25 protein-coding genes are annotated in these 24,752 nt (G+C 38.6%); 3 read left to right on the top strand and 22 right to left on the bottom strand.

What is annotated here, in order from left to right; all coding sequences use genetic code 11:
• Positions 1-41: 41 nt before the first annotated feature.
• The 16 genes from T501_RS20350 to T501_RS13755 all read right to left on the bottom strand — a co-directional run bounded on the left by T501_RS20350 (position 42) and on the right by T501_RS13755 (position 17,125).
• Entirely contained in the window at positions 42-584 is a 543-nt protein-coding gene (locus T501_RS20350; protein WP_050008317.1) for an AAC(3) family N-acetyltransferase, read from the bottom strand.
• Between the two features lie 93 nt (positions 585-677).
• The gene (locus T501_RS13820) at positions 678-2,012 is read right to left on the bottom strand and encodes a sensor histidine kinase (protein WP_044915424.1); all 1,335 of its coding nucleotides are present in this window, start codon (positions 2,010-2,012) and stop codon (positions 678-680) included.
• Positions 2,013-2,167: 155 nt separating this feature from the next.
• Positions 2,168-2,374 carry a hypothetical protein gene (locus tag T501_RS13815; RefSeq protein ID WP_029319651.1) on the bottom strand — a complete coding sequence of 69 codons (207 nt, stop codon included), beginning with the start codon at positions 2,372-2,374 and terminating at the stop codon, positions 2,168-2,170.
• A 91-nt stretch (positions 2,375-2,465) separates the two neighbouring features.
• Positions 2,466-3,215: a LytR/AlgR family response regulator transcription factor gene (locus tag T501_RS13810; protein WP_026512233.1), complete on the bottom strand. Its 750-nt coding sequence runs from the start codon at positions 3,213-3,215 to the stop codon at positions 2,466-2,468.
• A gap of 153 nt (positions 3,216-3,368) precedes the next feature.
• The gene (locus tag T501_RS21380) at positions 3,369-3,527 is read right to left on the bottom strand and encodes a hypothetical protein (protein ID WP_155831585.1); all 159 of its coding nucleotides are present in this window, start codon (positions 3,525-3,527) and stop codon (positions 3,369-3,371) included.
• A gap of 144 nt (positions 3,528-3,671) precedes the next feature.
• Entirely contained in the window at positions 3,672-4,295 is a 624-nt protein-coding gene (locus T501_RS13805) for a DUF998 domain-containing protein (RefSeq protein ID WP_044915420.1), read from the bottom strand.
• A 356-nt stretch (positions 4,296-4,651) separates the two neighbouring features.
• Positions 4,652-5,917, bottom strand: coding sequence for a hypothetical protein (locus T501_RS13800; protein WP_044915418.1), 1,266 nt, complete (start codon positions 5,915-5,917; stop codon positions 4,652-4,654).
• A 239-nt stretch (positions 5,918-6,156) separates the two neighbouring features.
• On the bottom strand, positions 6,157-7,701 hold the full coding sequence (gene cls / locus T501_RS13795; RefSeq protein ID WP_026512236.1) for a cardiolipin synthase: 1,545 nt from the start codon (positions 7,699-7,701) through the stop codon (positions 6,157-6,159).
• 17 nt (positions 7,702-7,718) lie between these two features.
• Entirely contained in the window at positions 7,719-8,060 is a 342-nt protein-coding gene (locus T501_RS13790) for an alpha/beta hydrolase fold domain-containing protein (RefSeq protein ID WP_050008316.1), read from the bottom strand.
• Between the two features lie 352 nt (positions 8,061-8,412).
• Positions 8,413-10,314 (bottom strand): glycoside hydrolase family 31 protein, encoded by a 1,902-nt coding sequence (locus T501_RS13785; protein ID WP_044915416.1) that lies wholly within the window; start codon positions 10,312-10,314, stop codon positions 8,413-8,415.
• The gene (locus T501_RS13780) at positions 10,314-11,147 is read right to left on the bottom strand and encodes a carbohydrate ABC transporter permease (protein WP_044915414.1); all 834 of its coding nucleotides are present in this window, start codon (positions 11,145-11,147) and stop codon (positions 10,314-10,316) included. Before T501_RS13780 ends, T501_RS13785 begins: the two co-directional genes overlap by 1 nt.
• Positions 11,137-12,045, bottom strand: a complete 909-nt coding sequence (locus T501_RS13775; RefSeq protein ID WP_044915413.1) for a carbohydrate ABC transporter permease — start codon at positions 12,043-12,045, stop codon at positions 11,137-11,139. Before T501_RS13775 ends, T501_RS13780 begins: the two co-directional genes overlap by 11 nt.
• Positions 12,046-12,105: 60 nt before the next feature.
• A complete protein-coding gene (locus T501_RS13770) occupies positions 12,106-13,449 on the bottom strand; it encodes an ABC transporter substrate-binding protein (protein WP_027205197.1) in 1,344 nt (447 codons plus the stop codon).
• Positions 13,450-13,504: 55 nt separating this feature from the next.
• Positions 13,505-15,286: a glycoside hydrolase family 31 protein gene (locus T501_RS13765; protein ID WP_050008315.1), complete on the bottom strand. Its 1,782-nt coding sequence runs from the start codon at positions 15,284-15,286 to the stop codon at positions 13,505-13,507.
• Positions 15,283-16,305 carry a LacI family DNA-binding transcriptional regulator gene (locus T501_RS13760; RefSeq protein ID WP_044915412.1) on the bottom strand — a complete coding sequence of 341 codons (1,023 nt, stop codon included), beginning with the start codon at positions 16,303-16,305 and terminating at the stop codon, positions 15,283-15,285. Before T501_RS13760 ends, T501_RS13765 begins: the two co-directional genes overlap by 4 nt.
• Positions 16,306-16,678: 373 nt before the next feature.
• A complete protein-coding gene (locus T501_RS13755) occupies positions 16,679-17,125 on the bottom strand; it encodes an Hsp20/alpha crystallin family protein (protein WP_026524004.1) in 447 nt (148 codons plus the stop codon).
• 413 nt (positions 17,126-17,538) lie between these two features.
• On the opposite strand from T501_RS13755, the gene T501_RS13750 reads away from it, so the two are divergent.
• Positions 17,539-18,156, top strand: a complete 618-nt coding sequence (locus T501_RS13750; RefSeq protein WP_026497807.1) for a hypothetical protein — start codon at positions 17,539-17,541, stop codon at positions 18,154-18,156.
• Between the two features lie 181 nt (positions 18,157-18,337).
• Here T501_RS13750 and T501_RS13745 read toward each other — a convergent pair whose 3' ends face one another.
• The 4 genes from T501_RS13745 to T501_RS13735 all read right to left on the bottom strand — a co-directional run bounded on the left by T501_RS13745 (position 18,338) and on the right by T501_RS13735 (position 20,650).
• A complete protein-coding gene (locus T501_RS13745) occupies positions 18,338-18,559 on the bottom strand; it encodes a hypothetical protein (RefSeq protein WP_050008314.1) in 222 nt (73 codons plus the stop codon).
• Between the two features lie 174 nt (positions 18,560-18,733).
• The gene (locus tag T501_RS21375; protein ID WP_155994865.1) at positions 18,734-18,901 is read right to left on the bottom strand and encodes a hypothetical protein; all 168 of its coding nucleotides are present in this window, start codon (positions 18,899-18,901) and stop codon (positions 18,734-18,736) included.
• Positions 18,902-19,238: 337 nt separating this feature from the next.
• Entirely contained in the window at positions 19,239-19,832 is a 594-nt protein-coding gene (locus T501_RS13740; RefSeq protein ID WP_242845530.1) for a YunG family protein, read from the bottom strand.
• Positions 19,833-20,248: 416 nt separating this feature from the next.
• Positions 20,249-20,650: a hypothetical protein gene (locus tag T501_RS13735; RefSeq protein WP_044915410.1), complete on the bottom strand. Its 402-nt coding sequence runs from the start codon at positions 20,648-20,650 to the stop codon at positions 20,249-20,251.
• A gap of 187 nt (positions 20,651-20,837) precedes the next feature.
• Between T501_RS13735 and T501_RS21370 the strand changes: the two genes are divergently transcribed.
• Complete coding sequence (locus tag T501_RS21370; RefSeq protein WP_155831589.1) at positions 20,838-21,011, top strand: SGNH/GDSL hydrolase family protein; 174 nt, start codon at positions 20,838-20,840, stop codon at positions 21,009-21,011.
• Positions 21,012-21,286: 275 nt separating this feature from the next.
• Here the strand turns inward: T501_RS21370 and T501_RS13730 are convergent, their stop codons facing one another.
• Both T501_RS13730 and T501_RS13725 read right to left on the bottom strand, forming a co-directional pair.
• Positions 21,287-22,549, bottom strand: coding sequence for a glycoside hydrolase family 27 protein (locus T501_RS13730; RefSeq protein WP_044915409.1), 1,263 nt, complete (start codon positions 22,547-22,549; stop codon positions 21,287-21,289).
• Between the two features lie 508 nt (positions 22,550-23,057).
• The gene (locus T501_RS13725; RefSeq protein WP_044915407.1) at positions 23,058-23,816 is read right to left on the bottom strand and encodes an SDR family NAD(P)-dependent oxidoreductase; all 759 of its coding nucleotides are present in this window, start codon (positions 23,814-23,816) and stop codon (positions 23,058-23,060) included.
• Between the two features lie 321 nt (positions 23,817-24,137).
• On the opposite strand from T501_RS13725, the gene T501_RS13720 reads away from it, so the two are divergent.
• Positions 24,138-24,713: a hypothetical protein gene (locus T501_RS13720; protein ID WP_044915406.1), complete on the top strand. Its 576-nt coding sequence runs from the start codon at positions 24,138-24,140 to the stop codon at positions 24,711-24,713.
• The last annotated feature ends 39 nt before the right edge of the window (positions 24,714-24,752 follow it).

Below are 24,752 nucleotides of genomic sequence, written 5' to 3'. Positions count from 1 at the left end.
ATAATAATTTTTGTTAGGGGTAAGAAAAAAGCAGATCTTCGTTATTTACGAAAATCTGCTAAAGTAAATGACATTGGTTCAAACCTCTTATTGATATCCTCAGGTGTGATACTTTCCACGTAATGCATCGCTGTCAATTTATATATATCAACTCCCAGCAAAAGAGCTTTTCCTCCATTGTGGATTGGATAATCGAGGCCGCTTTCCACCGCCTTTTTTCCGTGCTTTCCCCAACCGGAAGTGCTGATCGTATCTGTTCCCGTATAGGTGTCTGGCATTTTCCTGAATGTATCAGCAATTATTCCCATGGCTGTCCTGTCTGCATCAGCTGGAAGTACTTTTATTTTCACGGTAACACCAAGCTTTTTATCTTCCTCAGATAGCGGCAGTTCTGGGCTTAGGCGTAGTGCAGGCATGAAAATACTGCCCTCTGTTGTAACAAGCTCTTTTAACGTATCTATCACTGTTTCTGCACCACCCTCTAGTTCGCCGAAACTGCTTAGTGAAGAATGTACCTCCAAGGTCATCCCATTTTCTATCCCAAGTGCTTTTAGTGATTCTTTTAGTTCCTTCTTCGTAACCATAATCAGTTTCTCCCTTTCACAATACTATTATCCCCCAAAAATAAAACAGACCACCCCAGTTTCACTGATTTAGGTCTGTTTTACACTTATTCTTTAATTTATCAGCATCCTGACCTTAAAAGTCTTCTCTTCTGCTATATATCTAATCTCGCTATCTGTCTGATTTATAAAGTTAAGAACACTTCTTGTTCCTATTCCATGCTCTTCCTCAGTATTAAACGGATGTCCTTCCTCATCCAGCTTTACTTCCTCAGCGCATGAGTTCGTGATCTCAAACAGAAGCTGACTTTTATACCTTGCCGTGATGTCAATCCGTCTCTCACTCTCAGGAACTTTTTCGCAAGCATGGATAGCATTCTCTATAAGGTTACTGATCACTATGGCAAGCTGCATCTCATCCACATTCAGATTTGCAGGGATATTAGCAGATATATTTACCTTTATATTCTCTTTTTCGGCCATAGACAGGTAATGTGTGATTGCCGCATTAAGTGTAGTATTATCGCAATATCTTTTTACAGAGTGGGGTTCCTGTTTGAGCCTCTCATTAAGACAATCCAGGGCTTCCTGCGTCTTACCATCCTGTAAAAGAGTTTGAAGAAGAGCCTCAAAATGTCTTCTGTCATGACGCATGGCTCTGTCCTGCTGCATGATGCTCTCAGAAATAGCAAGTCGTTCCCTCATGGCTTTGGTTGCAATCTCCATAATAACCGCATCTGATTGAAGCTTTAACTCATTTTGCCTTGCTTCCATCTCCATTTTCATGAGTCTTGTGTGTTTTTCAAGAAATCCAAAGACAAGTATGTTAATAGCTACAAGAACCACCATAAGTTCAGTATATTGGGAAAGGTTATATTCCTCTCCTCTAAGATATCTGTTGCCATCAAGAACCAAAATAATGATAGTAGCGATTGGCAGCACAACATATGGAAGCATTTCCTTATCAAGCCTCTTGTCCTTGTCCTTATCCTTATTTCCGAAAAGACAGATGACTCTGACCACAATAATCTGCAAAGACAAGATAATTCCATAGCTCTGAGGAGTCATAAAGTCATAGTTTATCTTAACCATATCCATACTCTGAACGCCTTGAACATAAATCGTGATGAATACTTCAATTGCGCTCTGGGCAGCAAAATAGAAAATGAAATATATTATGCCTCGAATATTATTAACTTTATAGCAAATGAATAATGGAATGAGGAATGCCAGGTATGATGCTATCAGATTTATATAAATCACTCCCAGCGTATTGGCGTAAAAGAAAGACAGCACAGTTAATGCATATATCATAAATACGAGAATCCTATGCTTCTTAAAGAATTCTCGCATCACGTAAAAACTCAAATGTATGGCATAGTACACAAAAAGAGCTACTATATCCCCTAATAGCAGCAATGTATATGGATTGGACAAAAGGTCAGCCATAACTAATCCCCCCTTGATACTATGTATTTCTAAATTATTATAGCATCGTTAATTTTTCCGGTCTTTCATAATACCATTTCAAGTTCCAGGCAGTCCTCCTATTATGCCTATAATTCCAAGCACTGGTGTTATAAAAATCATTTTTCATTTCCATCTTAATCAATAATTTTTTTTGGCCATTTGCAGATGCCTACCTCAAGTGCCCTTTCTTCTTTAAGATGAAAATCTGCATATTTACAGTACCAGCAGCCTTTCAAGCTTGGAATTGCATCCTCTCTTGGTGTGTATGCAGGGCAGATATCTTCTGGCCACACACTTCCGTCTCTCTTGGGAATATCATAATTGTTTGCTTTGTTATCCATTATCAGTAACTCTCCTTATAATGAACTTCCGCTCTCGCATTCGCTCGCCGGAAGACGCGCGAACCAAGCTCAAAAGTACTTCGCTAGGTTCTTACAGCCTAAAGTCCATGTAACTATCCATAACTTCAGAATATCTACTCTTTGTGACAGGTATCTGTTCCCCACCGCGAAGTGTAATATCTATCTTGGTCAATTTATCAATTGCTGCTATGTTCACAGCTATAGATTCATGGCATCTTACAAAATCTTTTCCGGAATGATTTTCTGAAAGATATTCTGCAAATCCTATTCTCAGGGTTGGGGTTGATATGATCTCACCATTATCCATATGGTATGAAACCACATGATTACGATATTCTATATAAAGAATGTCACTAAGGTGCAGGGTCTGCATACCACCCTTTATCTTTATACAGACGCTTTTATCACTACCGATATCCACGCGGGAAATAGCCAGATCAAGAGTTGAAAAGAACTTTTCCTTTTCAATCGGCTTCAAAATATAATTTATGGGATTTACATCAAAAGACTCCAGCGCATATGAGCTCTCAGAAGTTGCAAAAATGATCTGGGCATCCGGCTGATTCCACCGAAGTTCTCTGGCAGCCTGTATTCCTGTAACCATTGGCATAACTATATCCAGAATGTAAATATGAGGTCTGTAATGCTCGCACTCCTCTATAAGTGTGTCAGGATGATCAAATATTCTGACCTGAGCTTTTATAGAGTTTTTCTTCAAGTAATCCTGAAGAAGAACATGTACCTTTTCCCGATCAGACTTGTCATCATCACATATAGCAATACGTAATTCAGAACCCTCAATAAAATCCTTGTTTTCCATAAATTCCCCTGTCATAGCGCGATTATCTTTAACTACAACACATTATATCAAAGTCCTGAGTTTATTTACCCTCAAGTCCGCAGAATGCGATATAATCCGTCATGGCCAATCTCCTTTTCCTAATATGTTTTTCTCTTCCTGTTTTACGCTGATTCACCCCCAAAATACTACTTTATATGTGGGGATGCTAACCGGCTGAAGAGGCAATACACCTGAATGTCTCTCAACCGTGTATCCCTGCTCTATCAAGGAATCTGCCCGTCTGTCCATTTCTCTTTCGCTATTACATATAATTTCATGTTTTCTATTCATTTTCTTACTCCTTTCAATAACCATACCAAAGCTTTACTTGATGCCACTCCCCTTTCACACCCTAATCTATCACAATAAAAAACAGCCCCTATCAGTTACACTGATAAAGGTCTGTTTTTCACTTACTTTATTATATTTTGCAGATCAGTCAAAACTCTTACCGAATTTTCCAAGAAACAAGAATGTTCCCAACACTGCGTTAAATGTTACTGCCGAAAAGGTACTGAATCTCTCAAACAACCCGAATACTGCCTTTGGCATGATTCCTGTTCCGACAGGCCCAAGGAGCATCGCAGCAAGGCACACGCAGGCCCATATAAAAAGAGATTTCATCCCCTCTTTTTTAGCTCCGATTATTGAGAGGATAAGCGCTGTCAGAGAAAAGATCACCACTAGAGCAGTTACTATAAGGTGCATTATGTTCTGGGGGTGACTACTGTCAGCATCTGCCACCCATGGAAAAAGCTTGTATCCTACATCCGAAATCCATTCCATAGCAGCAAAGAAATATATTCCCAGCCTCAAAACCTTAGTCTTAAGATTCTGAGAAGCCACGCAGACGGCCATGATAGAAACCAGCCCGCACGGTCCATACAAGGCATTCAGCTGCCCGGCAAGCTCCGCAGATGGAGCTCCAACAGCACTTAGATCACTTACCGCCATGCTAAGCCAGTCATATCCCGGATAAGCAAGAGGCGAAAACACAACCATCGCCGTATATGAAAGCAGGCTGATAATTCCACATATACCAAGTTTTGTTAATTTCATAGTGTATCTCCTGTTTTGGGTCTTGTCTTAGTAGGATGCGCCAAAATGGCTATACACAAGACCGCAGACTACCATTACCAGCAACACAGTAGTCGTAATGATCACTCCAATAGGTTTCTTTTTTCTCTTTTTCAACTCAGTCACCTCCACTCCCAAAAATACACTACTACAGAGAAAAACAGACCTTATCAATTACACTGATAAAGGTCTGTTTTACACTTACTTTTTTGTGCGAATCATGCATGCGTTATAGCCTGCATAATGTATTCTTCATTCTGATTATCCTCCATTTCAGCAATGGCATAGCTACCACATTCCTCAATATTCTTTGCTTGCACTGTCTGTACCACCTTGCTTCATGGTTCGGCAAAACCTGCTATATCATTGATTATAACTGCTCGTTCTGTATATGGGATTCCATTATCCTCCAGTTCTTTAAGCAAAGACTTGTAATAAATATCCTCTCCGAAATTCTGATGTATGGACAGGAATATATTCCCGTTAACGGCAGCAATTTCTGTAAGAAAACCGTTGGCAACAGGTACATGTGTCCAGAACTCTCGGATATGTGCTGCAATATCCACATATTTCCACTGCCCTACATAACTGACCATATATGTAAAGAACAACCTTCCACCATCTATCATTTGGGAAAAGGCCTCTCTTTTACCTTTAAGGTCAGGCATCTTCATGATCATTTTGCTCCTTGAAGATGAAAAAGTCATTATTTTTTGAACATTTTCCGCATCACTCTGAAGGAAAGTCATTCCTCTATAAGCTGTGCACTGCCTGTCCAGCGGCATTTTCTTTAGCTTATCAGAGTATTTTAATATGGTAGTATTAACGCAGTTATGGTGCGTACAGGACTTTCCGAGCATTGGTCTTCCATTTACTATGTATGATCCAATGATATCCTTTTCTCTTTCAGGATTTAGCTTATCGATAGCTCTTGCAACAAGAACCGCTATGAAAGTTCCGGGACTAGCGTCATTTGCAGAGGTGAATTTAAGCAGTTCTTTTTCAGGAATGATAACATCCCTTACCACTGGCTTATCAATAATGGTCATTTTTCCGTCTTTTACAATTGAAAATGCAGGGTTAAACCTGTTAAGACTTTGCGGCATCTGTGACAGATCAACTTCCGGAAGTGTATCCACAGGATCAAGATATTCACCTTCTTCAATGGGATCATCAAGCGTTCTTATTCCCTCGTGGCTGATATGTCCATATCTTTCTGACAGATAATAGTAAAGCAGTGTGCTCAGGACATAATACATTCCGGTTCCATCACATATACCATGAAAAAAGTCCAGGTAAATGTAATCATTCTTATAACAGACTGCCCAGACATGGTAATTAGTTTCTGCAGCATTTAACGTTATCTGTTCACTTGTATTAAAGAGACACACCGGGTTGTCATTTTCTTCGTAGTAATATTCAGTGTCATTCTTCATAAGTCGTACACATAAATATGGGTATCTCTTTTCAGTGTTTTTCAAAGCATTGGCAAGGAGCTTGCCATCTATATTTTCATCCATTCGGATACACAGTCTAACCGAATAGCTTCCACGTCCAACATTTCCATATAAATGCAATGCATCTCCTGCTGTTACTCTAATCATAATTTCCACCTCGTCCCGAAGTAAATTTTTACAAACAACATATCAGTTACATTTTACCATTTTGCATTTATTTCATTTGTAAAAAAATAATAAAGCCACACTTCCGCTATTATTCTTTTTAACCTCTGGGAAACCGTCATAAGGGATGAGATTAAGCCTTGCTTGAAAATTTTTATCTAAATCGGTTATTTCCTTTATATATATCAAAAAACAATTATATTTCATTAGTGTTCCTCATTTTACAATAATGGTGCTGCGACTCTAAGGAAATTATTTACGGTATTGTGGATAAAGCCTCGGTTTATATCCTCTAAATGCCTTTCTCTGCAGTCTTTTAAAGTATTTAAATAGTCTGCTTTTAATTCACTGACAATGTCAGCTCTGTAAAAGACAGAGCTGCATTCAAAGTGAAGGAACAGACTCCTGTAATCAAGATTAACCGTTCCGATTCCTGCTATCTTGTCATCTGAAACGAATGCCTTCGCATGAACGAATCCCGGTGTATATTCATAAATTTTCACGCCTGCTTTCAAAAGATCCTCATAATAACTCCTGGATAGACGATAAACAAGCTTCTTATCAGGAATCCCAGGCATAATAATCCTTACATCAAGCCCTCTGCGAGCTGCCCTGATGAAAGCATCAAAGAGCGCATCACCAAGCATAAGATATGGAGTATAGAACCAGACATAATCCGTTGCGGTTGAAAGAATCTCGGTAAAAAAAATGTTGCTCGTATGCTCATCTCGCATCGGAGAATCATAATATGGTAAAACATAGCCATTATCTGCGCAGGTTCTTTCCTGTATGGCCATTTTTCTAAGCTCTTCATCAGAAATTTTCTGATGAGAGAACGCATTCCAAAATTCAGCGAACATGTAAGTATAGCCGTCAACTACTTCACCCGTTACACGGAAGCCTATATCTTTCCATTTTCCAAACATCTGCTTCTCATTTATATACTCATCTGCAAGATTCACGCCGCCACTGTATGCGATTTTTCCATCAATAACCATAATCTTTCGATGATCCCTGTTATTGAGCTGTGACTTGATCAAAAAGAAGGGATTGAAGGGAATACACTTGATTCCCTTCCCGGAGAGTTCAGCTATGTCTTTTACAGAGTATGTAGCAATGCTTCCAAGATCATCATACATTACTCTTACATCCACACCGGCCTGAACTCTTTCTCCCAGAATGTCTGTAATTGTATCCCAGAACTTTCCTGACTGGATAATAAAATACTCGATGAATATGAATTTTTCTGCAGTCTTCAAATCCTTGCACATATCGGCAAACATATCTTCACCGAAAGGATAGTATTTTGAAGTATCATTTTTCACAATGTCAAAGCCTGTAGTTTCGCTGACAAAGGACAGTGTCTGCCCCAGGCGATAATCTTCTTTTTTGATCTCATCGATATATTCGGTATTCTTAATTCGGTCTGTGCCATACAATCTGTTTAAATCAGATGCAGATTCCTGAAGTTTAACGCGAAGACCCTTGCCGGTTGTTTTATTTCCGAGGGTAAAATATAGCATCGCACCCAGAACAGGGAGTGCCACTATCACTAAAACCCAAAGCAGCTTGTAGGTACTTTCATCTCTTCTTGCGATGAGTCTTGTAACAAAGAACACAGCAAGCACAGTAAATAAGCCATTTACAATATCAACAATATATCCGCCGGTTATTTTCCTTAAAAAGCTCAGTGTAAGATAAAACCAAGCTATCTGTAATGCAATCGCCGGTATTACAATTATGATTCTGCCAAGTATCTTCTTCACATGAACCTCCTCATATCTTATTCTAATGTTTTCTTTATCCAGACAATCCTCCTGTCAATCGACTCCCTGACAATCCTGCTCTTAAGAGCAACTTCAAAACCATGACAGGTGCCTTTTACTTCATGAAGCTCTACGGGTATATCCGCTGATTTCAGTTTTTCCGCAAATAAAATCCCATCATCGTGAAGGCAATCAAATTCCGCAATCTCTATATATGTAGTCGGGAATCCTGAAAAAGACTCTGCTTCCATCGGAGAAGCATACTCTATATGCCGGGGAAGTCCATTTATCAGCATTTCATCCCAATACATTTTTGCAAGGCCTGTGTCCAAAACCGGTGTGTCTGTATACTTTTTCATCAGATCTGCAGGGAATCATTCCCATAAACACATTCACAAATGGATAGACATGAATGTTGGGAAACAGATGTGCCATCGTTAAGCTTCTTAGTTTTTTATCTAAGGGATATTTAGTCTTCATGATTAGCCTTTCTTATATTAATCCCAAACGATATTTAACTGCATAGACAGATTTGTTTACGTTACTTTAAAATTGTAATTCCGTACACAATATATTGCAAGAAATAGGCGTCCGGCCTTGTAGTTCTTGGGGAAAGGGGTATTATACACTTTTTTCCATAAAAGGAATGTCCCGCATAAATAATTGAGGCTATTCATTTATAGTGCGTCAATCTGAAACATCCCCGGTGCCTCATACATATTTCAGGTTAGAATAATCTATTTTTTCCGTCCTGTCTGCAGGCGATGTCAAAGGAAGTGAATGTCCTCTTCTTATGAACACCAGAACCTCATTAAGCTCGGCTTTAATATAGTGGTGTCCTTTATCTATTATCTCAACATCGTAATCATCATAACTTCTGAATCTGCAAAGCTTCATTTCCTCCGGCAAATATACATATCTTCCGGTTACATTCTGCTTATAGACAGGTGCTATCATGATGCTTTCTCCCACAAAGAGCTGATCCTCTACTTCATAAGCCATATCATCATCGGGATATTCGAAGCATAAAGGAGTAAATAACATTCCGTCGCTGTTAACTGCCTTCATAAACTCTGAATAAAGATAAGGTATGAGCGAATATCTGAGTCTGACAATGTTTTTAAAGCTCTCTGTATCCGAAAACCTATAGAATTCCTGCCTCCTCGTACCTTCTGCTGAATGGTTTCTGAAAAGAGGCGTGAAAATACCAAATTCTAACCATCTCATCATAAGATCTTCTGTGACATCTGCGCCAAAGCCGCCTACATCTGCTCCGCTGTATAAAAATCCGCACATGTTAAGTGCCGGCATCTGTTGTATATTAAGCAAAAGGTGACTCCACCAGGATTTATTATCACCACACCACACACCGCCATATCGATGCATTCCTATATATGAAGATCTAGAAAACATCAATATTCGTTTATTTGGAGACAATCTTTCAAAAGCCTCTCCGGCAGCTCTTGTCATATTGTACCCGAAAAGATTATGAACTTTATCATGTCGATATTTTTTTCCTTTATAGTTGTGGTAAAACCTTCTGTAATCCTCTTCATTATTTTCAAGTCCACCGACAATATCCTGCATCTTGAAGAATGATCTTATATCCAGATTTTGGCCTTCATAATCCTTTAACTGCTCGAATACTTCCTTTAAATGGTCTTCTGTATAAAAGATAGCAGGCTCATTCATATCATTCCAAAAACCGTCTATTCCATAATCCAAAAGAACCTTATACTTGTCGCCAAACCAGCGTCTCGCATCCTCATTTAAGAAATCCGGAAAATGTACCTTCCCCGGCCATACTGCTGCAACAAGGTTTTCTCCATTTTCTTTTTTGCAGAAATAGTCATTTTTAATTCCTTCCTCATATACATCGTAACCGTCTTCGATCTTTACCCCGGCATCAATGATAGGTACGAGGTGGATACCTTTGTCTGCCATCTCTTTTACAAAGTCCTTAAAATTCGGAAATCTCTCCTCATCTATGGTAAAGTCCTTATATCTTTCCATGTAATCGATATCAAGATAGACACTGTCGATAGGAATATTTTGCTTATCATAATTATCTACGACATCCCTGACTTCCTGCTCATTCATATAACTCCACCTGCTTTGGCCAAATCCAAATGCCCATCTTGGTGGAACATAACTTTTACCTATTATTTTGCGGAACTGTTTTACAATATCCTTAATACTTTCTCCATCTATGACATAAATATATGCATCATAATCTTCAAATAATATGGAAAAGGTGTCCTTGTCAGTATACCCAATATCAAAAGATACCTGTCCAGGTGTATCTACATACATTCCAAAGCCCATTTCTTTTCCCCAATAGACAAAGAAATTCTGCGCTGCATACAAGGATCTCTTATCCTCTGTGTGATTGGGATCATCAGAACAGTTGCTTGTGTAGATATATCCTCTTTTATTTATTCCCCTTACTGTCTCTCCAAGTCCATATATTCTGTCCTTTTTTGACATACTAAGTGTCAGTTCTCTCTTGTCGCTTAGTGCTTCAAAGTAAGGAATTTTACTATTTTCAATATCTATATTGGTTACTACAGAATCTGTCTCGATCGGATTTCCTATCCTGTATTTTTTTATCATTATCCTTTTACTCCTCCTACGGTAATCCCCTGCTTCATCTGGGTCTGGGCAATAATGTATATGATTATTATTGGTATCATTGAGATAAGACTTCCTGCCATCAACACATTATATTCAGTGTCATACTGGCCGTTAAGTGTATTTAATGCAAGAGTCAGCGTCATCTTATTTTTATCTGATAGCATTACAAGTGGCCATAAGTAGTCATTCCATGCTTCCATGAAAGTTGTTATAGCTAATGTGGCTACTGTTGGAATCATCATAGGCATTATCACATCCTTATATATTTTGAACATTCCTGCTCCATCGATTCTTGCTGCCTCGAGATAATCATCCGGAAGTGCTCTCATATTTTGTACCAGCAAAAATACTGCAAATGCCTTAAAAATAGCAGGAGAAATAACGCTTGTATATGTATTTATCAAAGAAAATTTATTCATTATGATAAACATTGGAATAAGTGTGATCTGAACCGGTATCATCATGGATGTCAGATACATTGCAAAAACCACATTTGCACCTTTAAATCTTATTTTGGAGATGGCAAAAGCCGCCATGGATGCTGACAAAACTGTGATCACAACATAAGCGATAGTTATGAATGCGCTGTTGGCTATTGCCCTTGCAAAGGGAAAGAGCATAAACACCTTTTTATAAGAATTAAGTGTCGGCTTTTTCGGAATCCACTGTATAGGAAGCGCCATCAATGCACCTTTTGATTTTAGTGATGTCGATATCATCCAATACAAAGGAATAGTTACTATAACCAAGAGTAATGCTGATCCTATGTAGAATAAAACATTATATATTAGTTTTTGAGTCTTATGATTCATAATGCACCCACACTTTCTGTACCTTCAACTGAATGAGAGTCAAAATGAGTATTATCAAAAACAACAGCCATGAATATGCAGCAGCATATCCCATCTTGAAATAGCTGAAAGCATATGTATAGATTCTTTCAACCATGACCTGTGTAGCACCGTTAGGACCACCTTCAGTCATGATGAGAACCTGTGGGAATAGCTGAAATGCATTTATAAGGGACATTATCAGGCAGTAAAATAAGGTAGGTGATAAGAGTGGCATTGTTACACTTATCAGGGTCCTGAATTTTCCTGCACCATCCACTTTTGCTGCCTCATAGTACGTAGGATCAATTCCCCTTAAACCGCCAAAAATATACAGTCCATAATATCCCATATCCTTCCACACAGATGCCAGTACGATTCCGGGCATTGCCCAGTACTTGTTGGTAAGCCAGTCCGGTCCACTCATTCCAAATATTCCAATGATAGAATTGATTACTCCGTACTGAGAACTAAGCACCCATTTCCAGATAAGACTGGCAGCGACCCAGGATGTTAACACCGGTATATAGAAAAGCACTCTCATAACACCCGTTAATTTCTTCTCTGTATTGAGGATAAGAGCTATTACCATCGAAAACACAAATCCAAGAGGAATATACAATACGATGTAATATACAACATGTAATAAGGTACTCCAAAACTCTTTATGGGACAGTAAATGTGCGTAATTGCTTAATCCTACAAAATGCTCGGGTATCGTGTGTATCGAAAATTTCTCAAGTCCGCTCCAATCTGTCATGCTAAGCGCTGTAGCCATTATTATCGGAAGCAAACTGAATATTATCATTCCTATAACGCTTGGAAACATAAATGGTATCGCCTGAATTATCTTTTTTCTTTCTTTTGACATTGTTGCCATCACTCATTCTCCGTGCAAAATTTGAGCCTGCAGCCTAATACGGATGCAGGCTCATTACTATTACTGTAAGTTTATCTGCTCTTCACAAAGCTTCTGGGCTTCATTAAGAGCTTCTTCCGGGGTGCTTTCTCCACTTGCCGCCTTGCTTACTGCATCTGAAATGATATCTGACATCTGGCTGTAATCAGTAATGATCGGAGGAAGTACAAGTGAATCAAGGGATTCAAACACTGCTTCCCTGTTTTCAGGAGGAGTTATCTCAAGATAACTTGAAAGTGCATCCATATCACTCAGTGCCGGAAGATCCCAACCTGCATCGAGCCTGATCTTGGCTGCCTCGTCACTTGAAGCCAGGAATGATAACCACTTCTTAGCAGCTTCTTTTGCTTCATCACTTGCATCATTATTTACAACCAGAGCATTTGCAAAGAAATGTGTAGCCTTACTTGTCTGACCGGGTTCAACACAGATATCCCATGAGAAATCGCATGCATCAGTGAACGTATTAAAGCACCATGTACCAGTAGGAATCATTCCGAGTCTTCCACTTTCAAAAAGATCCCAGTCACCCATTCCGCCCATCTGTTCCTCTGTGGGCTGAACATTTGTCTTCTGTACTCTGTCTACCATACTCTGAAGTGCTTTGATATTCTCTTCTGAATTTATAGTAAATGTCTTTCCATCAGTACTTACAAGGCTTCCGCCATACTGAGCTGCTACCTTATAGAATTCGTTGTATGTAACCGGCTGATAAATACCATAGATATTATCTCCAAGACCTCTTATTGCTTCTGCTGCTTTATCGACGTCTTCTCTTGTCCATGATGAAGTAGGATAATCTATTCCTGCCTGATCAAACAGATCCTTATTATATACAAGTACTACCGTTGAGAAATTTTCAGGAAGTGCATACTGCTTTCCGTCGTATGTGAAAGCTGAAAGTGCAGTCTGATTAAGACCTGTAGTATCTGCATCTGAAAGTTCGGCAAGAATACCCTTTGATGCATAAGCAGCAAAGTTTTCAATATTCATCTCGAAGCAGTCAGGTGCTGTACCTCCTGCTATTCTTGTCTGCAATGTGGTAAAGTAGTCATCCATTGCAATTGTCTCAATTTCCACATTAATATCAGGATTTTGCTCGTGAAATGCCTGATACATTGAATCAAGTGTTGCCTCGTTACCACCTGATGCATTAAAATTAGCATAAGTGATTGTGATCGCTTTTCCGGGTTCTGCCTCTTCGGTAGTACTCTCTGAGCTGGTTTCTTCTACTGACGAGCTCTCGGTCACAGTTTCATTAGGCGCTTCTGTCTGTGCTGTTTCCGGACTCGCACTCCCACAGCCTGACAGAAGGGTTGCCATCATTGATAGTTGCATTAAAACAGATATGGCTTTTCGTTTCATTATGAACCTCCCTTAAAAAATACATTTTTGCTTTTTATATTTTCAGGAAATATAACTATTCCCTGTCAATATCAAAATCTGCTCCCTGCCTGATAAATACCGGATATTCCTCATTGTCTGAACTTACTACACTGCCGCCTTCATACAGGTTTTTGCTAAACATTCCTATCCATTTTCCTTTTGGAAGATAAAGCTTTCTGCTATTTATGTTTTTCTCCAATAAAGGTGCAACCAGCAGGTCATCGCCAAAATAATATTCATCCTCATATTCATATGCTTTTTCATCTGCCGGGTTTTCCATAAAAAGCGTTCTCATTAATGGAATTCCCTTATCAGCAGCTTTCCGAGCTTCCCTATTGATATAGGGAATAAGTTTCATCCTTAATTTGTGCCATTTTCTTATCTCATCTAACAGCTCAGGTTTTCCATAGAAACGTGCAATATTCCATGGACTTCTCTCATTGTTTCCTTCTGCCCCTTTAAGAATTTCCTTAAATTGTCCACCATCCGGTTCAGAATGCCACTGCATTACAGGACAGAAACATGCAAACTGTGTTGACTTAAGATAAAGATCTGCCGAAGGCAAAGGTCCTGCAAATCCTCCTATATCGAATCCCCAAAAGATGATTCCGGAACATGCTGCAGATATTGCAGCTGTATATACATTCTTTAGTTCCTTATACGTTGACTGATGATCTCCTGCCCACAGTATCGGGGTTCTCTGAACTCCTGTATATCCGGCTCTTGAAAACAGTACATTTTCTTTTCCCAGATAATCGTAGTAAGTCCTCGTATATTCCTGACAATATGCATTCTTTAGCTCTTTACCTGTCCTATTGTCACAGCTTACTACTAAGTCGTCATAAATAAATTCACCACCATCTGTCTTAAATCCGGAAATACCCATGTCCAATAGATATTGTCTTTTTGAAAACCATACATCTTTCGTATTTGGATTTGAAAAATCAGGCACAAGGGAACCGGCAAACCAGTTTCCTTCCGGAATCCTATAGGGTGAGTCATCCTTCTTATATAGACAAAGCCTGTTATCTATCGCATATTTCTCATCCATTTCATTCTGAAGATTGCTGATACCTTCTTCCATTTTTTTATAGACAGGTATCTGCCATAATACTGTATGAATTCCTTTTTCCTTCAGATCTGCAACCATTTGTCTTGGATCATCCCAGTACTTGCTCTCTGAAAAATCAAAGTCTTCATACTTAAAGGGTTCTTTTCCTGTCTTCTCATTGTATTTTGCACCATTCCAAATATAGAATGTTGCTTCATCACTCCATGCTTCGAGCACAAGTACTGTCGCCGGAAAATCGTAGTTTTCCAAATTGGTAACAACTTCTTCTACGTCCTTCTGACTGTTCCACCTGTTAGCTGAAACCCATGGACCAAACGCATATCCGGGAGGAGTGGTTATAGGTCCGATATAGTTGTTAAATTCCTTTATTATGTTCAAAGGCTCTCCCTGAAACAGAAACAACGAAGCACCTATCGAAAAGGTTAACCTTATATCTTTTCCAAATTCAAAAGAAGTCACACAGTCGGTTTCTACAAATATTCCCCATCCCGAATCAGTAAAAAAGAATGGGATGCTACAATAGGTCTTATCACCCTGATCACAGAATTTTTCTTCTACACGGTTTATACAGGTATGTCCCTTCTGGTCTATATAGTCGAATTTTTCTCCCATACCATATACATGCTTATAGTTATTTTGAATAACTGCATAGCACATATCTTCATCTTTTGTATATGAAATTGAAATGTCACCTCTGTCTGTTTTTATAATTTCACAAGTCTTATCAGTTTCCAGTCTTATCATGAAAGATCCCTTACACTTTCTCTCTCAATAACTTCAAATTTCATTGTCACATCCTGCTTGGGATAATTCTTATCTTCGAGAGCTTTTTCCAAAATATCCACAGCGCATTTTCCTTTTCCATATATATCCTGCTTTATTGTAGTAAGGCCCGGCGTTATATATTTAGATATTTCAAGATCATCAAATCCTATAACAGAATAATCTTGCGGCACTCTCTTACCCATCTGATGGAATCCTTTTATAGCGCCGATTGCCAGCACATCCGCAGTAGTTACTATACCTGTGATGTCTACTTTTTCCTCTACTATTTTCTCTGCCGCTTCTATGCCGCTGTTAAAATCAACTTCAACTTCAAAAATATTATCTTTGTCATAAGGTATTCCGTACTCTGCAAGAGCCTTCTTATAGCCTTCATGGCGTTTCTTGATTACTCCGTCTTCTTTCATTTTTCCTGAAAGAAATCCTATCTTCGTATGATGCTTTTCAAGCAGATACTTTGTTGCCATATATGCACCAAGCTCATCATCTATCCTGATATTATGGAAATGCTCATCCTTACAATAACTGTCTATAAGTACTGTTGGAATCCCGATCTTCTTGAACTGTTCAAAAAAATCATCCGGATAAACTCCAATAGCTATTACAGCATCAAGATTCCTCTCATAAATCAGTTTTATGTAAGATTCGTCCACATCGGTGCCGGAAATAAGGATGTGATATCCAATCTTTCTTGCATGGTATTCAATTGCGCTTATTATTTCACTATAAAAGCTATTCTGAAACATAAGCTGAGATCCAGGTTCAGTCTGCGGAATAACTACTCCTATCATCTTAGATGTCTTATTAGTCAATGAGGCTGCACCAATGTTAGGTACATACTGCAACTCTTCAATAGCTTTTTTTACCTTTAGCCTTGTCTCTTCGGTAATTGGTTTGTCCGCATTATTTAATATGTATGATACTGTTGCTTTAGACACTCCTGCCCTTTCGGCAACGTCTTTTAATGTAGCTCGTTTCATTTAGTATCCTCGCTCGTTTAACCGGTTAAACTAATCATATATCTAACTTCTCAAAATTTCAATATGCATATTAAATTTTTTAGGTGATAATTAAAGAAAGCAGGGGTCTCTAACTTGATAAATAGAAGGAATAAAGAAAAAGTATCTGATAGTGTAATCTGATCTTTTCTGCAACATTTCTTACCGGTCTCATCCAAACTGTCGCAATAACAGTACCTGACTTGATGTAAGGGATGATATGCGAGACTTATGTAGGGGCTCCCTTGCTGGGTTCTAAACATCATAATAAATAAACTCCTAAAAAAATCCTCTCGGAAATGATGCATCCCGGGAGGATTTTAGGAGTTTATCTATGAGAAGATGCCTTATCTTTTCATGCTATCTGAATATGCTTCTTTTCAGGAAGCTTAGGCTGTTCCTTTTTAGGAATCATCAGCGTGAGGACTCCGTGTTTGAAGGATGCCTTTACATCATCTTCTGTGACCTGCTCTCCAACATAGAAGCTACGCTGCATGGATCCTGAGTACCGCTCCTGCCTTATTAGTCTGCCTTTTTTATCACTCTTATCATTGTTCATGTCCTTCGAAGCGCTGATGGTAAGATATCCGTCGTTTAATTCAAGGCTGATATCTTCTTTGGCAAAACCAGGAAGGTCAATGCTTACTTCATACTGATTGTCCTCTTCCTTAACATCAGTCTTCATCAGCCTGTCGGCATGTCTTCCATAAAGCTTACGCTCCATGTTATTCTGTTCTCTGAAATCAGGGAAATTAAAAAGATTGTCAAATAGATTTTCTTCAAAAATACTTGGTGCTAACATAGTTTTTTCCTCCTTTGCATCAAAAACATTTATTTTTGAGCATTGGGACGGAGGGAGGGAGCCACCATCAGCGAAGCTGACTCTCATGTGGCGACCGATATGCCGCCGACCATGAGGAGGGGGCGATTCCACTCTTTGGATCATTGGAATTCATAAGTCCTAACGGTCTTCTCTGTTCCTTTGTTCTATATATGGTATAACACCAAATTAGCACTCTGTCAAGCAGAGTGCTAATTATTTTTTAGTTGTTTAACCCCTCGTTACTATTCACAGATTAAATTTGTATACAGAATAAAGCTCACATTAGTGGGCTTTATTTTTATTGTTGAAATGGTTAAAATTTTAGTATTAGTTAATCGTGATTTGATGGATTATAGACATTTACTCGAAATAGATGAAAGGACAACACATCAATGATGACAAGATATGAAGATTTGGAAGAATTTATTCCGGTACACACAACAGTTACTCAGGAAAAGCTAGATGGAGAGAAGGTTTTCAGGGTCATAAAAAAGGAAAAAATCATGCAGTTCGATGAGAATACCTTTGTCAAACTGAGAAATATAGATTTCCATAATGGTATCATCAGGGTAAAAATGTTGAGCAGGCTTCTTCCCGACGCTCCGGATTTCGCCAGAGGATTCATAGGGATCGTTTTTAGGGTAAATCAGGATAATAGCGAGTTCGAATCTTTTTATATAAGGCCAACTAATGGGACGACAAATGATCCTGTGCGTAAGGCACATGGATGTCAGTACTTTTCTTATCCGGGATATACTTTTGCTTATTTTAGAGAATTTGGAATCACTAATTATGAAGCGCCGATTCATAATGGATTAAATGAGTGGGTACAGCTGACAGCCATTATTCATGATGAAAAAGCTCAGTTTTATTTGAATGAAGAAAAAGATCCTGTACTTGTGGTTCATTTTATGAAACACGGTAAAGATGCACATGGATCTATAGGATTCTTTTCTGAAATCGGAACAGAGGCTTTCTTTAAAGATTTTGAAGTAGAATATAATGACTGACAGATTCCGGCGATCAACACTCTTCATGATTCCATATCCTTTCAGTAAGTCGATGAAAGTAAGAAACGCCTGTATTATAACATTTCCCGGTTATGCACACAGTCGTTAGTATCATACCCCCTTAACCCGGAAAAACCTCTGACAGAATATGCTATTATTGTGCCTGTTTTGAGTTTCATGCTTACAGAGTTTTTTTCGAATCCTCTTTGAGTTTTTGAGGATCTTTTGCATACAACTCTATATGACCACACTCCGGGCACACGTAGCATAAGAGTTCACTTTTGTGTTCAGTTGCAAAGAGTCCCTTCTCCCTGTTTACAAGCATCACCGGAAGTGAAACCGGATATGTCGTGTTAATACTTGCAGTAAGCATCTCAACGTCACATTTATTACATCTAATCATTAATTTAAATCCCCTTTTCTTCTCATGGCATACTAATACATCAGTCATGTAGCTTTAAAAATATATTAACTAGAGGACCGGAAAAGATATATGACCGAAACTGCAAATAACTACTTCCTATTCCGAATATGTAATCATCGTAAACTGCTGCAGCCTTTGCAACCGAGACCTCGGTTATGGCGCTTCTATCTCTTTGATCTCCGGGATGATTTCATAGCCATCCGTAACCGTTATGACCGCATAATTGTTGTCCAAGAACATATGTGCTATAATATACATAACAGCAAGTTCCAAGAGAAAACCGTTAGGCGCGCTGTTCGCCAAAGGCACTCTTTCGTACATTGGCAAGTATATATGAGGTTGCCGTTATAAGACTTGCAACGGCGTAAAATATACTCAAGCGTTTGCGTATACTGTATGGCATGGGAATATGTAATCCGTGAGGTTTACATACAGAGTACCTGATACAGTTACAGATGAGCATATCTTGTCTGTAAAGGGTGTTGTCAACCACCCTATGATGCATCACCACGGAAGTCACACCGCTAAAATGTAGGAGTTATTGCAACAAACTACAGGGTAGATGCAAGCCCATTACCTTTAGGTGATGGGTAGTTGACACTTATACTTTGTATTCACAGTTTTGAAAGTACCTCCTTGGCCCGACTACTCCCATGTTTTACAGCGTAATCTGCCCATTTTTCGCTTTAATATGATTCTTATCACCATATTTTCCTGTACAGTAAGCCTCAGCAAGCTTTGCAGCCGCATCGATATCTCCTTTAGCTGCCTTGTCTATCAACTTAAGCATTGAGAGCTTATCCAGTCTTTTTCCAAGTTTTTCCTTCAAGGTAAGATATCTCTGATGCTTCTCTTCTTTTTCAAAATGAATTTCCCGTAACTGAATGGGATTATTTTCATAATCAAGTACTTCTTCACCAAACTGTTCACTTGTAAGGTCAAATGTCTTACCGTCTATTATGTTATAGCAGTGGTAATTTCCACCTTCACGATCAATACCGTAAACGCCGCCTCCGAAAATATCCTGAATAAGAAATGCTGTTATAGAGCATTGCCCAAGCGTCATATTCTTTGGCGTCCACTCATCCTGCATCCTGGGAGCACAGGTTTCTTTTGACCATATCTCTGTAAGCAAATCATACATATCCCTCAAATCACGTATATTCTCAAATCCCGGAGTAACCGGAGATACTTTGTCAGCATCTTCCCAGCCATAAAATCTATATACTCGCTTTAACTCTTTTTCCATCATATTCTCCTAAAAATTATCGTTTTGATTGCATATTTATGCTAAAAACTGCTTTGATTTATACATGATTTTAAATGAAAAACCACAACTGCAAACCTTGATTTTCATTAGTTGATATATATGACTCGGGATCCTCCAACATTATCCTTCATTCAGCAAGCTCACAATTTGTACACAATTTAATCACTGTTTGTTACGATTTTGGCGCTATCATATAACCATCAAAGAGATACCCCCTCTTAGATACCCCTCATAAGAATAAAAAACTTTTCTTCAACACACAAAGCTGGCGACTCCCGTGACAAGGCGCCAGCTTTCCTCTTTTTATAATATTGTCATAAAGTGAGGGAGTTTTACAGTGCTGTCTCATCAAATACTCGACTTTTTTTGACAGCAGCTCTAGTATAATGACATGCAATTCACAAAAGAAATTTATCGATAAAAAACTGTACAACTCTCGATACTGCAAATAATGCAGGAACCGATAATATCGTCATCAGCCAGAATTGTGTTGCACTATACTTAAAGCTGATCCAGCAAGCCGCTATCCTGAAAATCGCAATAAAATAAAAGACAATGAAAGGTATAGTCACCAGAAAAAGTATCTGATAGGAAAAAATAAAGAATATAAATATTCCTGTCATAGCACCGGCCCAGAGTTTTAGCAAGGAATCCTTTGGATGCTTATCAGTTACTTCAAGAGTTCTCTGCGATATCTCATCCACATCCATATAAATCTTTTTGAAATTTATCGTAAATCGACCCTCATGGTCTTTTATTGACATAGCCTCGTAATCAAGATTGTCGCCCCAATTTCCCATATCATTTCTCCATTGATTAAATTTATTTTAGATAAATTATAACCAGAAATGAAACGGCCTACTATTCACATATGAATAAAGACTGCTCAAATACTGCTTTTTTACCAGAATAAGCTGATTCATACTATTTTGCTCCGCGAAAAGTGCTATAGTAATCATCAGAAGAAATAATGTCAGGAAGGTTTCTTTGGAGCTTTCAGGCTGGTACAAGCAGCTTTCTGAAATGTATAATACTTATTTCCTTGATGCTGCAGATTTTGTTGAGGTAAGTGAAGCAGACGGAGTTCACATTGATGCAGATAATCACAGAATTCTTGCAGAAGCTATTTTCAAAAAAATAAAGCAGGATAATATAATTTAACTTTCTTGTGATTCTGTAATAAATAAGTAGATTTTACAACTTATATTTTGATTTCACAGATTGTACACAATTTAATCACTGTTTGTTACGATTTTGGCGGTATCATATAACCATCAAAGAGATACCCACTCTTAGATACCCCTCATAAAGAACAGAAACTTTTCTTCAACACACAAAGCTGGCGACTCCCGTGACAAGGCGCCAGCTTTTCCCTTGTATAAGTTCACTTCCATGGTACGTAAATGCGAGTAGGCAACCTGGTAAAGCCTATTTTATTAAGCTAAGTAAAACACTTTTGCACCATGGGCAGGAAGCTTGGTACTAAATGTACTTCCTATTTCAGTATTCTCTCCGGACCAGAGCTCTGTTGCCTTACTACCGGGCAATATGTCTTCAAGCTCAGCAAGTTCAAATTCCAGACATCCGGCTTTTTCTCCGGCATTGAAGGCTGCTATATATTTTCCGCCTTCACAATCATCTGCAGTCCAAAGTATATACTCATTGCCGTTTATTTCCCGTCTGAAGATCTGGCGGGCATTTCTGGAATTTGCGTGCATCCTGAGCACTGCCTCATTCGTGATCAGTTTAATGGTGAAATCATCAAATCCAGTCATTTCTCCACCGATTATCAGGGGTGAACGCATAATGCTCCAAAGAGTCATCATTGTAATCTGTTCATCCTCTGTAAATGCGGTTTTATTATTCTTGTCATAATCCTGTTTGATAGGTCCGATAGGAAGCATGTCTGCATCAGGATAATGACCAGCTCCTGCATGTATACTCCATTTTTCAGCACGCTCAAACATAGCATACAAAAGCTTCCAGTCATCCCAGAAATCATCTGTAATACGCCACATATTGGCAACCTGCTTATACAACTCAGCTTTTTCAAGAAGAGCAGGTCCCGGTGATAAAGAAAGAATCATCTCTCTTCCACAGTTATTAAGTGATTCTGAGAGCATGATCATCTCTGCCTCTTCGTGAGGAAGCTCTCTGCATATGTCATCGCATTTAATGAAATCAACACCCCACTGTGCATATAATTTAAAAATAGAATCATAATATGCTCTGCCGGTTTCATCCGGAACCACGCCATACATATCGGGATTCCATACGCAGATACTGTTAAATCTTGCCGCATCACGTGCAGTTTTATCAGTTCCAAGAACAGGAAGATTCTTATGAACTGCCTGCCTTGGAATTCCTCTCATGATATGTATTCCAAATTTCAATCCAAGTGAATGTACGTATTCTGCAAGCGGTGCAAAGCCCTTACCGTCTGCAGATGACGGAAAACGATTCGGTGCCGGAATAAGTCTGCCATACTCATCCATGCACAGATCTGCAAATGGCCTGTATTCATGACTTGTAGCACCTGGCTCATACCACTGTATGTCAACTACAACATACTCCCAACCGTATTGCTTAAGATGCTTAGCCATAAACTCTGCATTCTGGCGTACTTCCTTCTCTGTAACAGCTGCTCCGTAACAGTCCCAACTATTCCAACCTCTTGGTGCAATCTCAGGTCTAAACATTTATAATTCCTCCCAAAACATTTTTCATAGATTTCCGCTTTTGCCCACAAAAAGTCATAGATTCCTGTTTTTCCTTAGAAAAACGGGAATCGTATTGGACCAGGTCCTCGCAAAGCGAGGGGCGTGTCCTGCAAAGCAGGATTCTTGCGGGCGATTTCCGCTTTTGCCCGCAAGAAGTCATAGGTTTTTGTTTTTTCATCAGAAAAAACAGAATCTATACCTTTTAAAATTATAAACTAATCTACCTAAAAGAAAAGCCATTTTGCTTTTATATTATTGCACCAGATTTCCTGCTGGCACTTTACAAGAACATTTCCAAGTTAATTTTAGCAATTTTTTTCGCCAAAGCCATGATAGTCAGAATCGGCGGATTTCCCATAGCCTTTGGCAGTATAGTCGCATCTGCCACATAGAGGTTATATGGTAAAGCTGGATTGTGTAAGGTATCCTTTTCTGCTTCAGTCAGAGGAAGCATTCCGCCGGGGTGTCCGGCGTTTTTATGTAACTATCAGTAAATTTTCTTCTTTTGCTGATGTCCTACAAGTTTTATCAGCATATTTTCAGGAAGAAGATGCTGGAACGTAACTGCAAGCTTCATCTTAAGCGTGGGAACTATAACCACTTTTCTTTTTTTCATTTCTCTTAGACACTCAGTAACACAGGTTTTCGCAGTAATTCCCTTAAGTGCAAATATTACATCCGATTTGCTGTTAAATTCCGTATCCACAGGACCCGGGCATAAACAGCAGACATAAATATTACTGCCGTTTTCCTTAAGCTCCTGCGCTACGGCTTTTGTAAGCGAAACAACATAAGCTTTTGATGCATAATAAGTCGCCATGTACGGCCCTGCAGGAAGCAGTCCCGCTGATGAAGCAACATTCAGAATTGTTCCTTTTCCCTGGTTTTTCATTTTGAGAAGGACGCCTTTGAACAGAATGTGCATGGCGATATCATTGACACGAATCATTGAGATTTCCTTATCCAAATCCGTTTCTAAAAAGGTTCCTGCTGTTCCAAACCCAGCATTATTTATGAAAATATCTATATGTTCAGCTTCGATTTCTTTTAAAAGCTGTCTGCATCCATTTTCATCTGCCAGATCAGATGTGATAATTCTGCAGTTTTCTCCTACTTTGTTGCGAATGGAATTAAGACGCTCAGTACGTCTTCCTGTAAGAATAAGTCTGTAGCCTTTTGATGCATAGACTTTCGCAAATTCTCTTCCAATTCCTGAAGTTGCACCTGTTATAAAAACTGTTTTCACTTTATTCTCCTTTCAATATCGGTTGCTATCTTAATATAAAATTAAAAGAAATTACCATAGCGGAGCGTTTTTTTATCATTCAGGAAATCCGGGGGGAAGTCCCTACAAGATAAAAAACAGGTTATTATCAGTGATATACTAATAATAACCTGTTTATATTACTTTACAACAACCTCAAAGGTTTCTGTACTCTTTATTCAATTTTTCAATACCTATTAAAAAGGTGAAATATTAAAAGTTCATAAACACCTTGTTGGCCATATTTCAGGATTGTATAATTTAGCTGCAATGTAAGTTTTTTTCTTATATGGAGGGATTACTATGAAACAAAAATTCAATACAGCTTTATTGAAACGGACTTTTGGGCTGGTACTTGCGTTTATTGCATTGATTACGATGTTAAATCCTGTGACAGCACAGGCCAAGAACATCACACTAAAAACCCATGACGGGGTAATTAGAGTAGCTAATGTCAAAAAAATTGCAAAAAAGATAAAGCTCAAGAAGAAATATACTGTAACCATATACAAGTTAGGGAGCAAGCATTATGGATACGTAAAGTTTACAGCACCTAAAACCAAAAGATACAATATTACACTGTCTAATCTTGATACCGATAATGGAGATTCGACCTTTGGTCATATAATGTTACAGACCCGGGCTACACAAAAAAGAAGACGCAAATATCTGACCTATAGGGATATGTGGGCTCGAGGTATTAAAACAAACGCACCTAAGTTTGGAAGTATCGGTGTTAATAACAGTCAGTACCCATTAGTCACTACTGCTACAATTAAACTAAAGAAAAATCAAACAGCATACCTGTATTTTGAGTTTGTTCCGTATTATTGGGGTGGATCACAACAATATGTGACCTTTAATTTAATTGTAAAGTGATTTGCTAACTTAATAGGGACTGTGAAAAAATGATTTCCA

The sequence above is a fragment of the Butyrivibrio sp. WCE2006 genome, from assembly GCF_000701985.1.
Lineage (GTDB): Bacteria > Bacillota > Clostridia > Lachnospirales > Lachnospiraceae > Butyrivibrio.
Note: the sequence above shows the minus strand (reverse complement) of the source record. Positions and strands in the feature narration are given on the sequence as shown.

Coding starts and splice junctions, on each gene's coding strand:
- T501_RS13735 (WP_044915410.1), bottom strand. CDS start 20,650: ATGGGAAATTGGGGCGACAATCTTGATTACGAGGCTATGTCAATAAAA.
- T501_RS21380 (WP_155831585.1), bottom strand. CDS start 3,527: ATGAATAGAAAACATGAAATTATATGTAATAGCGAAAGAGAAATGGAC.
- T501_RS13765 (WP_050008315.1), bottom strand. CDS start 15,286: ATGATAAGACTGGAAACTGATAAGACTTGTGAAATTATAAAAACAGAC.
- T501_RS13815 (WP_029319651.1), bottom strand. CDS start 2,374: ATGGATAACAAAGCAAACAATTATGATATTCCCAAGAGAGACGGAAGT.
- T501_RS13780 (WP_044915414.1), bottom strand. CDS start 11,147: ATGAATCATAAGACTCAAAAACTAATATATAATGTTTTATTCTACATA.
- T501_RS13740 (WP_242845530.1), bottom strand. CDS start 19,832: ATGATGGAAAAAGAGTTAAAGCGAGTATATAGATTTTATGGCTGGGAA.
- T501_RS13770 (WP_027205197.1), bottom strand. CDS start 13,449: ATGAAACGAAAAGCCATATCTGTTTTAATGCAACTATCAATGATGGCA.
- T501_RS21375 (WP_155994865.1), bottom strand. CDS start 18,901: ATGTACGAAAGAGTGCCTTTGGCGAACAGCGCGCCTAACGGTTTTCTC.
- T501_RS13755 (WP_026524004.1), bottom strand. CDS start 17,125: ATGTTAGCACCAAGTATTTTTGAAGAAAATCTATTTGACAATCTTTTT.
- T501_RS13820 (WP_044915424.1), bottom strand. CDS start 2,012: ATGGCTGACCTTTTGTCCAATCCATATACATTGCTGCTATTAGGGGAT.
- T501_RS13810 (WP_026512233.1), bottom strand. CDS start 3,215: ATGGAAAACAAGGATTTTATTGAGGGTTCTGAATTACGTATTGCTATA.
- T501_RS13720 (WP_044915406.1), top strand. CDS start 24,138: ATGAAACAAAAATTCAATACAGCTTTATTGAAACGGACTTTTGGGCTG.
- T501_RS13800 (WP_044915418.1), bottom strand. CDS start 5,917: ATGATTAGAGTAACAGCAGGAGATGCATTGCATTTATATGGAAATGTT.
- T501_RS13730 (WP_044915409.1), bottom strand. CDS start 22,549: ATGTTTAGACCTGAGATTGCACCAAGAGGTTGGAATAGTTGGGACTGT.
- T501_RS13790 (WP_050008316.1), bottom strand. CDS start 8,060: ATGAAAAAGTATACAGACACACCGGTTTTGGACACAGGCCTTGCAAAA.
- T501_RS13745 (WP_050008314.1), bottom strand. CDS start 18,559: ATGATTAGATGTAATAAATGTGACGTTGAGATGCTTACTGCAAGTATT.
- T501_RS13785 (WP_044915416.1), bottom strand. CDS start 10,314: ATGATAAAAAAATACAGGATAGGAAATCCGATCGAGACAGATTCTGTA.
- T501_RS13750 (WP_026497807.1), top strand. CDS start 17,539: ATGATGACAAGATATGAAGATTTGGAAGAATTTATTCCGGTACACACA.
- T501_RS13775 (WP_044915413.1), bottom strand. CDS start 12,045: ATGGCAACAATGTCAAAAGAAAGAAAAAAGATAATTCAGGCGATACCA.
- T501_RS13805 (WP_044915420.1), bottom strand. CDS start 4,295: ATGAAATTAACAAAACTTGGTATATGTGGAATTATCAGCCTGCTTTCA.
- T501_RS13760 (WP_044915412.1), bottom strand. CDS start 16,305: ATGAAACGAGCTACATTAAAAGACGTTGCCGAAAGGGCAGGAGTGTCT.
- T501_RS20350 (WP_050008317.1), bottom strand. CDS start 584: ATGGTTACGAAGAAGGAACTAAAAGAATCACTAAAAGCACTTGGGATA.